Raw genomic sequence first — 12,020 nt, 5'->3', positions numbered from 1 at the left:
GCGCCCTGTCATGGGATCGGGCGGTCACTGAGCCGGCAGCCGTGTGGCCGCTCGGGGCGTTCGCTTGTCCAGCCGGCTTCAGGTGCCCACGCCTGGTAGTACATGGCCGTCCCCTTCTCGATCCCCTCCGCGCTCTCGGCTGCGCTGGAAGTGTGGGCCAGGATGGTGCCGGTCTGCGGGTCGAGGATGGTGGAGTACCGCTCGGCCACCTCGTCGTCAGCGCCGAACTGGGCGGAGAAACCCTCGCTCTTCACGAAGGTGACCCCGATACCCGAGCGCCCCAGCGGGTCGGTGGCCGAGCCGCCCACTGTGGTGGTCGGCAGTGCGGCCAGAAGGCGGAGGGCGGCCGCCCGGACCGGGGGCTTGACCGGCAGTTCCAGCAGCGCCGAGGCTCTGGAGAGGAACTCCTCGTAGCTATCCCCATCCTGACTGGCTTTCCAGTAGGTCCGAAGTTTTTCTTGCAGCCGGACGGCGTCGTCGGGCAGTGCTGCGAGGTCGGTGAGCGTAAGTTCGCCCAGTCGCCGGTCATCGAGCACGCCGCCAGGTTCGGTCGCGCGTGTATACACACATTTTGAGGAGGTTGTGTGCAGCCGTATCTGCTTACAGTCCTGCACGCGGGTGCCCGGCGTACACACTTTCTGGACCGTGGCTGGAGAGCCGACCGCCCGCCAGGTGCGCTCGTCGGCAGGAGTGGCGGGCCGGGTGAACTGCTCCCGGCTCTCCACCTGGACAGGGTCGCGGGGGTCGCGCGGCTGCCAAAGGTCGATCCGTGTCGAGGAGAGCACATTGAACCTCTCGCCGCCCGCCTGGACTCGTATCAGCCCGTTGTTGAGCAGAGGCCTGAGCCAGTAGACGCCGCTGTCGTCCGGCAGTTGTACGACCTGGTCCGCCAGCCGGAGCAGGGCATCGTTGCGGCCGGCCGGGACGAGCACCGGTGCGGGGACGAGTATGGGTACGGTGGCCAGGTTCACCACCAGCGTGACGACAGCCATAACGACGGCAATCGTGGCCGTGGCCGTCCCCAGGGCCCATCCCCAGGCCAGGCGGCGCCGGCCTGCCACCGGGAGCCAGGACAGCCGACGGCGCGCGGGCGGGGTCGCCACGATCTCCTCAAGCAGGTCATAGACACCCTGGCTCAAGCGCGGCTCAGCGGAGCCGGCGGCGGGATCGATGGCCGACATCATGCGGTCGATCTTGCTCATCGGGTCTCTCCCCTCAAAACGGAGATCACATGGAACTCGTCTGTCGTCTCGAGCAGCCGAGTCAGCCGCTTGCGGGCCCGGTACAGACGCAGCCGGGCGGCAGTGCTGCTGCAGTTGAGCACCTTGGCGATCTGTGGGCCGGTCAGTTGTTCCCAGTAGGCCAGCGCGAGTACCTCCCGTTCTGCTGGGGTCAAGGTGGCGAAGGCGGTGTGGACTGCCTCGGCTTGTGAATGGGCAGGCATCGTCCCCCGACCGGCGGCCAGTTCGTCACGTAGCCGCGAGGCCAGCGCGGTGCGGCGTGACTCCCCGCGCCGGTGGTTGGCCAGGACGCGGCGGGCCGCGCCGTACAACCACAACACGGTGGCCTCTCCCGCGGGAACGCTGTCCAGCCGCCGCCACGCGACGAGGAAAGTCTCCGCGATCACGTCGGCGATGTCGTCGGGCGACTCGGTACGACGCAGCACATAGCGATGGATCGCCAGGTAATGGGCGAGGTAGAGTGCCTCGAAACGATCGCGCGCGCCGGAGGGCCCGCGTGGATCCTGCACAGGTGTCTCCTCATCAAAAGGTGCTAGAACACACCAGCAGGTGTCCGGCACCTCCGGAAGTGTTTCATCCCCAGGTCAGAGCCTCGCGGCGCCGGTCGCCTTCGAGCTGGCCAAGGACGATCCCGTGACTCGCCATTGAGATCGTTTCCCGGCGGCCCTGCCAGGGCCGCCCGGCACCAGCGGGGATCGCATCGACGAACTCGACCTCACCGACACGGTCGTAATCCCCTTCAAGCCCAGCAACACGCGACGAGACGATCAGATCACATGCGTTCCGAAGGCCCCATCGACCCCAGCGCAACCACGGCCGTTACCTCACATTCGCAATAACGTGCCAGTACTTCCTGAACGCTTAATGGCTTACTTAAGCCGACGGAGAAGACAATGAGTTGCATCGTCAGCTTGGTAAGCTCCTCCGGATCTACCCTGTAGAGAAGATTCTCGCCGATCAGTGCTTGACATTCCCAGATGATCGGCTGCCCCTGCGACTCATCTGGCGTTCTCATCGGCTGTTCATACAGTTCGGCGGGTACGTGATGCCCTCGGTCCGCCTGTTGAGCACCTATATTCTCTCGTGCTCGGCTTGCCGGAAAGTGTTGACCCGGCCTTCTCCTCCTTGCTGCAGGCCCTGGAGTATTTCGAGTGCATGTGCAGATCGGCATGAAAGCGCACCTGTGACATTTTGTCACAGGCCGAACATGAAAGCCCGGAAGCGCGCCTGAACCCGATCTGTCCCTTGAGATGCCGGCCGCCCTCCAGTGTGCAGCCATGCCGAACTTCCTTCGGTGGCAACAGATGGTCCACGCCACCGGGGCTGTGCCCAATGAATCGCCCCAGCCTCGATGGAGGCTCTGTGGTCTGCCCCGGGTCCTGTGGAGGTGGTGTGCCCCTGGTCTCCATCGAAGCCGGGGCGATTCAGCCCCGCCATCCAGGGCCTTGGAGGTTGTTTCCCAGGAAACCCATCGGGGACACCTGTTGACCTCGAAACCCGGTAGCGTCAGGCCATGTCAGCATTTGCGATCATAGGCCTGATCCTGCTCGCCCTACTCGCCGTTTTCCAGATCGCCCTTGCTGCCGGAGCGCCTTTGGGCCGCTTCGCCTGGGGCGGTCAGTACGACGTGCTGCCTCGAAACCTGCGGATCGGGAGCGTAGTCGCGGTCCCGATTTACGTTGTGTTCGCGCTGTTCCTACTGAGCAAAGCCGGCCTGGTGTCGATCATCGGCGAGCCGCTGTTGACGATCGGGATGTGGGTGATCGTGATTTACCTGGTGCTGAATTCGGTGCTGAACCTGTTGTCGCGCAGCAAGTTCGAGCGCTCGGTGATGACACCGGTCGCGCTGGTGCTGGGGGCGGTGTTCCTGGTGGTGACGTTGACCGCGTAGCAGCGGGCACGCTGGCGCGGTGTCGACGTTCGAGCCACTCCGCAACTTGCGACATCGCTCGGGCGGCTCCGATTGCCTTCGCCGACCGGTCGCCCACCTGGGCAGCGCTTGTTCAAATTCATGAGGGGTTGGATTGGTGGCTGATGCCCAGGGGGCCTTGCCCCAAGGCCGGGTAGTTAGGGCTCGCAGAGAAATAAGCCGTAGCTTGCCGGGTTTGCGTTCGTTGAGATGGTATGGGCGTGACGCAGGAAACGGTGGAGACGCTGAGGCTGAAGTTCGGGACGATTTTTCCTCATCTGGATGAACGGCAGCGGCGGCTGCTGATGGGGGCCGAAGCTCGTGCCTTGGGGCATGGCGGGATCCGGGCGGTGGCCCGAGCTGCGGATGTCCGTGAGGCGACGGTGTCGTTAGGAGTCGATGAGCTGGACTCAGGTACCGAGCCGCTGGGGCGGGCGCGCCGCCGGGGTGGGGGCCGCAAACGCCTGGTCGATCTGGACCCCGGGCTGCGGCCAGCGCTGCTGGCCCTGGTTGAACCGGACGAACGGGGCGATCCGATGTCGCCGTTGCGGTGGACCACCAAGTCCACCCGCACCCTGGCCACCGAACTGACGCAGCAAGGACATCGGGTCAGCGCCGATGTCATCGCCGACCTCCTGCGAGAGGAAGGATTCAGCCTGCAGGCCAACGCCAAGACCATCGAAGGCAAGCAGCATCCGGACCGCGATGGCCAGTTCCGCTACATCAACGAGCAGGTCACGAGCTATCAGCACACGGGCGATCCGGTGATCAGCGTGGACACCAAGAAGAAGGAACTCGTCGGGGAGTTCAAGAACGCGGGCCGAACCTGGCGGCCGGTGGGCGAACCGACGGCCACCCGCACCCACGACTTCCTCGACCAGAGCCTGGGCAAAGCGGTGCCGTACGGCATCTACGACCTCACGGCGAATGCCGGCTGGGTGAACGTCGGCACCGACCACGACACCGCCGCCTTCGCCGTGGAGTCCATCCGCCGCTGGTGGAAAGCAACCGGCAGCAACGACTACCCGCTGGCCACACGCCTGCTGATCACCGCCGACGCGGGAGGATCCAACGGGTATCGCACCCGAGCCTGGAAGTCTGAGCTGGCCGCACTGGCGGTGGAGACCGGGCTGGAGATCACCGTGTGCCATTTTCCGCCCGGCACCTCCAAGTGGAACAAGGTCGAGCATCGGCTGTTCTCGCACATCACCATGAACTGGCGGGGCCGACCGCTGAGCAGCCACGAGGTCATCATGCAGACCATCGCCTCCACCACCACCCGCACCGGGCTTCGCGTGCACGCCGACCTCGATATCAGCATCTACTGTCTATCCCCTGAAAACGTGGAGATTCGGTTATGCGGCGCTGGCCTCCTGAAGCCTCGCTCTGGCGGCTATTCGAGCGGTCATGATCTGCTGCTCGTAGACGATCGGTGGTAGCCCGTCAGCGGCGCTGTGTCGTCGGCGAGCGTTGTAGAAGTCAGCGATCCAGGTCGCGATCTTCAGCCGGGCTTCGGCCCGGGCGCGGAAGCGGTGTCGGTGCACGTATTCGACCTTGAGGGTGGAGTTGAACGACTCGGCGGCGGCGTTGTCCAGTGCACAGCCGACCCGGCCCATCGACTGGACCACGCCCCAATGCCGGCAGGCTGCTTGGAAGCGGGCAGCGGTGTACTCGCTGCCGCGATCGGTGTGGAAGATCACCCCGTCGACGTTCCCGCCGCGGGTGACAGCGGCCATCTGCAGGGAGGCAATGGTCAGCGCCGCATCGTGATGCTCCGACATCGCATACCCCAGCAACCGGCGGGAGAACAGATCCTCGACCGTGGCCAGATACAGCTTGCCCTCGTCGGTGACGATCTCGGTCACATCGCCGCACCACAGCACGTCCGGCGCGACCGCAGTGAACGAGCGCCGCACCAGGTCAGGGGCGGCAGGCCGTTTGCCCTGCCGGGTCAGCGATCGGCGTCTCCTTGGTGCTCTGCCGGCTAAGCCAAGCTCGGCCATGCGCTGCGCGACGGTGTTCTCCGATATCCGCCATCCCTGTTCGTGTAGGTCACGGGTGATGCGTGGGCTGCCGTAGGTGCCGCCCGAGGCGGTGAACTTCGCCGCAATCTCCGCGTCGAGATCCTTGCGGCGCTGCTGGCGGGCCGTTGGCGCCCGGTCGCGCCACTTGTAGTACCAAGACTGCGAGACACCCAAGGCCCGGCAGGTCACCGCGTGGGGGACGTCGTGCTCGGTCTTCTGGGAGCTGATGAAGGCCGCCACGCTTACCGGCCCGTCGCTTCCTTGACCCACAAGACCACGGAGCGTTTGAGGACATCACGCTCCATCTCCAGCTCGGCGCGCTCCTTGGCCCACTCCGCCCGCTGCCTGCGCAACCTGGCGAGCTCTTCCCGCTCGGATCCGGACAGTTCCTCGCTGCCGGCGTTCTGCTCGCGGGCCAGCCGGTCCATCTGCACCCAGTTGGCCAGCGTGCCCGCATTGATGCCCAGATCCTTGGCGACTTGCGCGATCGACTTTCCTGTCTCCCGCACGATGCGCACCGCGCCCGCCCGGAACTCCGGATCGAACCTGCGTCTGGTCTCTCCCACGACCCAACCTTCTCCTTAGGTCAGATCTCCACGATAGAAGGGGAAGGCCACTACCCGACCGGCATCACCATCAGCGACAGGCAGATGGACGCTCTACCGTTGCAGCGTCACGACTGGCACGGCGATTGGAACTACACGCTGCGTCCGCAGGCTTACGCCCAGGTCAACGATGTCCCGGACCCGTTCGACCAGCCGAGCCCCGACCTGGCCTGGCTCTGTCACCCTGCCCTGACCGGACTGACCGGCCCGGGCTGGGACACCCTGATCGCCACCCTGCTGACGCTGCATGACCAGCAGCGCGAAGCACACCTGGACAAGCGACGCGGGCACCGTCCGCGCATGGCCGCTCCCGGCACCGGACGCCGTCCCATCCTCACCCTCGCCGACCGGCTGCTGAGCGCCCTTGTCCACTACCGGTTCGGCTTACCCCAGGTCGCCATCGCCGAGTTGTTCACCGTCCGGCCCGAAACCCTCAACCGGCGCATGCGTGAGACCCGGCAACTCCTCCAGCAGGCCGGGTACACCATCCAGCCCAGTCCTCATCGCCTGCCAACGCTGGAGGCTCTCTACGATCTGGCCGCGGTGGAAGGCATCATTCCGCTACCGAAGATCAAAGCTGCGTGTTAATAATCTGCGAGCCCTTAAGGCGCTCGTGGCGCTGTCAAGCACGTGAGTTCCCGGGACGTGGGAACGGAGATCCAGTAGACAGGTGATCTTCCACAACCAGCCGTCGAAGAACTGGATCTCCGTTGATCACTGAGTCTGCCAGGACTGCTGTGTCCAGCGCTATCAAGACGAGTAACTCGCCCTGGCCAGCAGCCGAAGGGGTGTTCGCGCCCGGGCATTTGGGCGAGCTGACCGCGCTCGTGCCGTTCGAGCTCGTCGATGCGGTCCTTCACGAGACACGCAAAGTGCAGCGCCGGCTGCGCGCTCTGCCCTCGCGGGTCGGGGTCTACTTCCTGCTGGCCATGTGCCTGTTCCCCGAGATCGGCTACCAGCTGGTCTGGCAGAAACTGACGGCCTCGCTGACCGCCCTGCCCGTCGTGATGCCCACCGCCAAAGCCCTGCGTGACCTGCGCCGCCGGGTCGGCAGCGCACCGATGCGCCGCCTGTTTGAGGTGCTAAGCGGGCCGCTGGCACAACCCTCAACTCCCGGGGTGCGATTCGGGCCCTACCGCACGGTCTCCTTCGACGGCTGCAGCTCACTCAAGGCCCCCGACACCGCCCGCAACCGGGCCTGGCTCGGCAGCCCAAGCCGCGGCGGCTACCCCCAACTGGAGCTGATGGCCCTCGTCGAGACCGGAACCCGGGCCCTCATCGGCGCGGTCTTCGGCCCCACCAGCGAAGGCGAGAGGAGGCTATGCCCGGCGCCTGCTGCACCTGCTGACGCCGGACATGCTCGTGTTATGGGACAAAGGCTTCGACAGCAATGCCTTTCTCACCCAGGTCAGTGCCACCGGCGCACAAGCCCTGGGCCGGCTGCGCAGCAACCGGCGCACCCCCGTCCTGACTGTGCTCGCCGACGGCTCCTACCTGTCGACGATCGGCACCCTCCAGATCCGCATCGTCGAAGCCCGCATAACCGTGACCTGCGCGGACGGCACCACCTTCACCGGCTCCTACCGCCTGGTCACCACCTTGACCGACGCGGCCCGTTATCCGGCTGCGGCCCTGGTCAGGCTCTACCACCAGCGGTGGGAACACGAGTCGGCCTACTACGCGCTGCGTCACACCATCATGCAGGGACGAGTACTGCGCTCGGGCGACCCGGCTGGGTGTGAGCAGGAGATGTGGTCGGTGCTGACGCTTTATCAGCTCCTTCGCACGGTGATGGTCGACGCCGCCGAGTCCCGGCCCGGCACCGATCCGGACCGCTGCGGTTTTTCCATCGCCCTGCACACGGCCCGCGATCTGGTCGTCCAGGCCGCCGGCATCACCGCCTGCGGCATCACTCTGGTTGGGACCATTGGGCGCCGCCTCCTGGCCAACCTGCTTCCGCCCCGCCGCCTGCGGGTGAGCACCCGCAAGGTCACGTCACCGATCTCCCGCTACAACGACCGGCTCGACGACGGCCGACCCGACCGCAGCCGCCCCGTCACCGCTCTGTCCATCGCCATCCTTGCGGCTCCGCCCTCGCAGGCCCCCCTGCCCGCGGTATCGCGAGACGACCGGCTGGCCGCACTGACCGACCGCCGCAGACAACGGGTCCTGGCCCTCCTCCAGCAAGATCCCAGCCGCTCCTGGCGGCAAGGCTGAGGCGTTCTCGGCTGCTGAGACGGTCGCAGCCCTGCAGCGGGCTGGCAGTAGAGGCCACCCCGATGCGGAGATGACAAACGCGACCCCTGATGATCGTCGGTGTCTAGCCAGTCGATCAAGAACAGGGGCCGCGTTCGCGTGCCATCATTCCCGATCAACGTGCTCGCCCGCCACTTGGAGCACGTCCCCGCTTTCGACCCATCGACCGATCTGCCCGCGCTGGCCGAGGTACTGGGCACCCTGCCCGACCCACGCAGCCACCGCGGACGTCGCTACCGACTCGGCCCACTGCTGGCCCTAACCCTGCTCGCCGTACTCAGCGGAGCCACCTCCATAGCGGCGATCAACAGATCCATCCACGGATACGACCCGGACATCCTGTCTCGTGCCGGGCTCCCCGGCACCGTTCGCCTGGCCGCCAGCACCCTGCGGCGACTACTCGCCCGCCTGGACGGCGACGCCTTCGACACCGCGACCGGCACCTACCTGGCCACCCTCGCCGCCGGCGGCCCGCCCGCCACCGACCACCCCGAAAGCCGACCACCGCTGACCGGCCTGGCCATCGACGGCAAGACCCTACGCGGCAGTCGCACCGCCAACGGCACGGTGCACCTGCTGGCCGCCTTGCGCCACGACACCCAGACCGTCGTCGCCCAACGCCAGGTCACCGCCAAGAGCAACGAGATCCCTGCAGTTGCGCCCCTGCTGTCCGGCCTGGACCTGTCCGACGTGGTAGTCACCGCCGACGCCCTGCATACCCAGCACGCCCATGCCCGCCAGATCATCGACTCCGGCGGCCATTACCTATTCATCGTCAAAGGCAACCAGCCCACCTTGCACCGCCGGCTCAAGGCTCTGCCCTGGCGCCACGCCCTGCTCAACGACCGCACCGATACCCGCGGCCACGGCCGCCGCGAGATCCGCCGCATGAAGATCTGCACCGTCCGGCCCGGCCTGCCCTTCCCCCACGCCGCCCAGGCCATCCAGGTCAAACGCCGCCGCACCGACCGCCGCACCGGCAAAACCACCATCGTCACGATCTACGCGATCACCAGCCTGCCGCCCGGCCGCGTCACCCACGCCCACCTCGCCACACTGATCCGCGGCCACTGGAGTATCGAGGCCCTGCACCACATCCGCGACGTCACCTACCGCGAAGACGCCTCACGCGTTCGGACCGGCACCGCCCCACGGGTCATGGCGAGCCTGCGTAACCTGGCCATCGGCCTGGCCCGCTTGATCGGCTGGACCAACATCGCCGCCGCCATTGACCACTACCGCAGCCACCCCACGGACGGCCTTCAGCTACTCGGTCTCACAACATGAGAACGCTTCGGCCCTGCTCCTGGCGGCCCCGCGATATCGCCTACCACCTGGGCGACATCACCCTGGGCACCATGTACCGGCAGCTCTCACGATGGGCCGAAAGCGGCCTCATTCTCAAGATCGGTTCCGGCCTTTACACCGCCACGACGCACTCGCAGACTCCCTTGCCAAGGCCGCGAAAACGCTAACTACCCGGCCTTGGGCCTTGCCCCTGAAGTGTGGACACCTTGAGTACCGGATGATGGAAATCCGGAGACAAATGGAGTGCGACATTCTGCGCCGGGCGCGAAGTATTTCGCGGGCGAGACGAACTGGTGAGCCGCTTTCAGCCGGCAATCCCGGCGCTTCAGTACCGTCAGTAATGCATGGCGGCGGAATCCACGCGGTGGATCCAGACTGATTTCGCGGCGCACCCTCCACCGCAGATCACGCGCCCAAGACTTGCTCCGCCCTGGGAGCCCTACGCGACCTCGCCACACCGGATCGCGGACTGTCAAGGAAGACGGCCGCGATACGACGGAAGCCGGCGGAGGTCGGTCGGGGTGGAGCGGCAAAAATGCGGCGTTCCTCATGAATACGTACCCGCACCCAGAGTTGGTCTCATTAAATCGTACGCATGTCGGATAAATGCCTTTTGCGGAGCTAGATGATCAAGACAATTTGTCCACCATATAACGGCATTCAAGTGCATTTTGTGGCGAACAAGTCTCGCCCCAATAAGTCATGTCAAAAAGGAAAATTCGATGCATAATGCGAGCTATCGGATCCGAGATCTAATGATTGATATTGTGACTATTTGCCAAAAAGGTCGCAAACTTGATGATATTGCGACTTGACGTAGACATGCGAAAGTTAATAGGTAAGTCCAATATCATCAACAAGAGGGTAATCGAGCAAAAGAAGATGAAGATCGCCGTTTATCCAACGATGTGCGAGGAAATCAAGATTGTGCAGAGATGATCCATAAGGATTATCGGAGACGTTTTCTAATTGATTTAGAAACGTTTAAGTAGGGGTAATCGATCCTTTTAAAGGGGATACTTCATGTCCGAGCTCAAGGGTGTCGTCGCAGCATTCGCCGTCAGCACAGTGCTGGCAGGCGGAATTGTTAGCCTCGGCGCCGCGACCGCCATCACCACAGCCAGCGCCACAGCCAGCGCCAGCGCCACCCAAGGCACTTTGTTCGATTGCGACGACGATTGCGACGACGACTGCGACGACGCCTGCCACCGTTCCTGGCATCGCCAGTTCCAGCGTTCCTGGCACCGCCAGCGAAGCTGGCAGCGTCAGTTCCAGCGGTCGCTGCAGCGCCAGTCGCAGAATCTTACCCAGAGGGTCAGCATCAATCTGGGCGCCTCCGACCTTGAGAGCCTCGCCGTCGCCGTCGCCAAGCAGAGGGCCGAGGAGGAGCCTGAGCTCATGAACAAGCTCGACACCGACACCAGTAACAAGGCTGAGGCTGACCTCGACGCCAACGCTGAAAGCCAAGGCTGATGCCGACACCGGAAACAAGGCCAAGGCCGGCACCGGCACCGGGGACTGGACCAGCGACAACAACGACGTCGAGAGTGTCCTCAAGGACATCGAGGCCAGACTCGACGCCGGCCTGAGGGACATCGCGGCTAGTGCTGTGACCGCATGGGTTCGCCGGGTTGGTGGTGGATGTGGGGTGACGTCCGATCCGACCGCTGGAAGGCGCGGTGGCTGAGCCTGTCCGCGTCCGCAGACTGACTGACCAGGAGGGGCAGCGGCTACAGCAGATCGTGCGCCGGGGCAGCACCGACTCGGTGTGCTATCGGCGCGCGATGATGTTGTTGGCATCGGCCTGCGGGAACCGGGTGCCGGTGATCGCCCAGCTGGTGCGGGCCGACGAGGACACCGGGCGCGATGTGATCCACCGGTTCAACGAGATCGGCCTGGCCTGTCTGGACGCCTCATCTTCAAGACCAGGTTCGTCGGTGAACTCCCTGGCCCGTACTTGGAACGCCTCGCCCAGGTTGGTGAGGGTGTTGGCCAGGTCGAAGAGCGCAAGCCGTCACACGGCTGCACCTTACTGCGGGAATCTTCCGCATCCTGTGGCCTCACGGCGAGTTCGTGAGGCCATTCGATGGCAAGCCGACCCGTACCGCAGGGCCGCCAGGCCGGGGAACGGAAACGGTGCGGCAGCCTTACGGAGGGATCGTCGTGACTTCCGGAGAGGTTCTCGGGTTCCGGCTGTCCGCCTGGTGAACGTGGCGCGTGGGCGGTGCTGGCCCGGACCGGCCGAAGAGCCGTAGCCGGGCCGGCTTGCCGCCCGACGCGCGGCGAGACGCCGAAGGCGGATCACCTTTAACCCTGTAGAGAAAGAAGGTTCTCGCCGATCGGCACATGACGTTCCCAGACGTTCAACCGCTCCTGCGGTTCATCTGGCGCTCTCGTCGGCTGTTCACGCGGTTCATCGGGTACGTGACGCCTTCGGCCCGCCTGTTGAACGCCAGACGTTCTCTCGTGCTCGGCTTGCCGGAAAGTATTGACCTGGCCGCCTGCTATTTACTGCAGGCCCTGGAGTATTTCGAGTGCATGTGCAGATCTGTATGAAAGCGCACCTGTGACATTTTCTCACTGGTCGAACACGCAAGGCCTGAAAAGAGCCTGAACTCAACCCGTGGCGTCGACCTGGGGCGGCGAGGAGGTCACTTCTCGAAGTGGTTACCTTCAA

The 12,020-nt window shown here is 65.0% G+C and carries 10 protein-coding genes and 3 pseudogenes; 8 read left to right on the top strand and 5 right to left on the bottom strand.

Translation table 11 applies throughout. The features are described 5' to 3' along the window. Positions 1-8: 8 nt before the first annotated feature. The 3 genes from J2853_RS15300 to J2853_RS15290 form a co-directional block, all read right to left on the bottom strand. Positions 9-1,202 (bottom strand): hypothetical protein, encoded by a 1,194-nt coding sequence (locus tag J2853_RS15300; RefSeq protein ID WP_307558436.1) that lies wholly within the window; start codon positions 1,200-1,202, stop codon positions 9-11. Next, a complete protein-coding gene (locus J2853_RS15295; protein ID WP_307558434.1) occupies positions 1,199-1,750 on the bottom strand; it encodes an RNA polymerase sigma factor in 552 nt (183 codons plus the stop codon). Before J2853_RS15295 ends, J2853_RS15300 begins: the two co-directional genes overlap by 4 nt. A 263-nt stretch (positions 1,751-2,013) precedes the next feature. Beyond that, the gene (locus tag J2853_RS15290; RefSeq protein ID WP_307558432.1) at positions 2,014-2,256 is read right to left on the bottom strand and encodes a hypothetical protein; all 243 of its coding nucleotides are present in this window, start codon (positions 2,254-2,256) and stop codon (positions 2,014-2,016) included. 498 nt (positions 2,257-2,754) lie between these two features. On the opposite strand from J2853_RS15290, the gene J2853_RS15285 reads away from it, so the two are divergent. Together J2853_RS15285 and J2853_RS15280 are read left to right on the top strand one after the other, a co-directional pair. Then, a complete protein-coding gene (locus J2853_RS15285) occupies positions 2,755-3,132 on the top strand; it encodes a hypothetical protein (protein ID WP_307558430.1) in 378 nt (125 codons plus the stop codon). Positions 3,133-3,365: 233 nt separating this feature from the next. After that, a pseudogene (locus J2853_RS15280) lies at positions 3,366-4,475 on the top strand (ISAzo13 family transposase); the annotation flags it as partial. 30 nt (positions 4,476-4,505) lie between these two features. Here the strand turns inward: J2853_RS15280 and J2853_RS15275 are convergent. Both J2853_RS15275 and J2853_RS15270 read right to left on the bottom strand, forming a co-directional pair. Beyond that, complete coding sequence (locus J2853_RS15275) at positions 4,506-5,414, bottom strand: IS3 family transposase (protein ID WP_307556253.1); 909 nt, start codon at positions 5,412-5,414, stop codon at positions 4,506-4,508. Between the two features lie 2 nt (positions 5,415-5,416). Beyond that, positions 5,417-5,740, bottom strand: coding sequence for a transposase (locus J2853_RS15270; RefSeq protein ID WP_307556252.1), 324 nt, complete (start codon positions 5,738-5,740; stop codon positions 5,417-5,419). A 51-nt stretch (positions 5,741-5,791) separates the two neighbouring features. Between J2853_RS15270 and J2853_RS47915 the strand changes: the two are divergent. The 6 genes and pseudogenes from J2853_RS47915 to J2853_RS47905 form a co-directional block, all read left to right on the top strand. Further along, positions 5,792-6,367, top strand: a pseudogene (locus J2853_RS47915) (transposase family protein); the annotation flags it as partial. 149 nt (positions 6,368-6,516) lie between these two features. Continuing rightward, positions 6,517-6,846 (top strand): annotated as a pseudogene (locus J2853_RS47910) (transposase domain-containing protein); the annotation flags it as partial. Between the two features lie 265 nt (positions 6,847-7,111). Next, positions 7,112-7,996, top strand: a complete 885-nt coding sequence (locus J2853_RS15260; RefSeq protein WP_307568690.1) for a transposase — start codon at positions 7,112-7,114, stop codon at positions 7,994-7,996. A 138-nt stretch (positions 7,997-8,134) separates the two neighbouring features. Beyond that, positions 8,135-9,322, top strand: coding sequence for an ISAs1 family transposase (locus J2853_RS15255; RefSeq protein WP_307558427.1), 1,188 nt, complete (start codon positions 8,135-8,137; stop codon positions 9,320-9,322). 1,044 nt (positions 9,323-10,366) lie between these two features. After that, positions 10,367-10,816, top strand: coding sequence for a hypothetical protein (locus tag J2853_RS15250; protein ID WP_307558426.1), 450 nt, complete (start codon positions 10,367-10,369; stop codon positions 10,814-10,816). Positions 10,817-11,022: 206 nt separating this feature from the next. After that, the gene (locus J2853_RS47905; RefSeq protein ID WP_370879270.1) at positions 11,023-11,598 is read left to right on the top strand and encodes a helix-turn-helix domain-containing protein; all 576 of its coding nucleotides are present in this window, start codon (positions 11,023-11,025) and stop codon (positions 11,596-11,598) included. The last annotated feature ends 422 nt before the right edge of the window (positions 11,599-12,020 follow it).

The organism is Streptosporangium lutulentum (genome assembly GCF_030811455.1).
Classification (GTDB): Bacteria; Actinomycetota; Actinomycetes; order Streptosporangiales; family Streptosporangiaceae; genus Streptosporangium; species Streptosporangium lutulentum.
The sequence above is the reverse complement of the archived record's forward strand: the minus strand, read 5'-3'. Positions and strand labels throughout refer to the sequence as shown.

Excerpts from the sequence above, each read along its gene's own strand:
- J2853_RS15300 (WP_307558436.1), bottom strand. The coding sequence starts at position 1,202 with ATGAGCAAGATCGACCGCATGATGTCGGCCATCGATCCCGCCGCCGGC.
- J2853_RS15290 (WP_307558432.1), bottom strand. The coding sequence starts at position 2,256 with ATGAGAACGCCAGATGAGTCGCAGGGGCAGCCGATCATCTGGGAATGT.
- J2853_RS15285 (WP_307558430.1), top strand. The coding sequence starts at position 2,755 with ATGTCAGCATTTGCGATCATAGGCCTGATCCTGCTCGCCCTACTCGCC.
- J2853_RS15250 (WP_307558426.1), top strand. The coding sequence starts at position 10,367 with ATGTCCGAGCTCAAGGGTGTCGTCGCAGCATTCGCCGTCAGCACAGTG.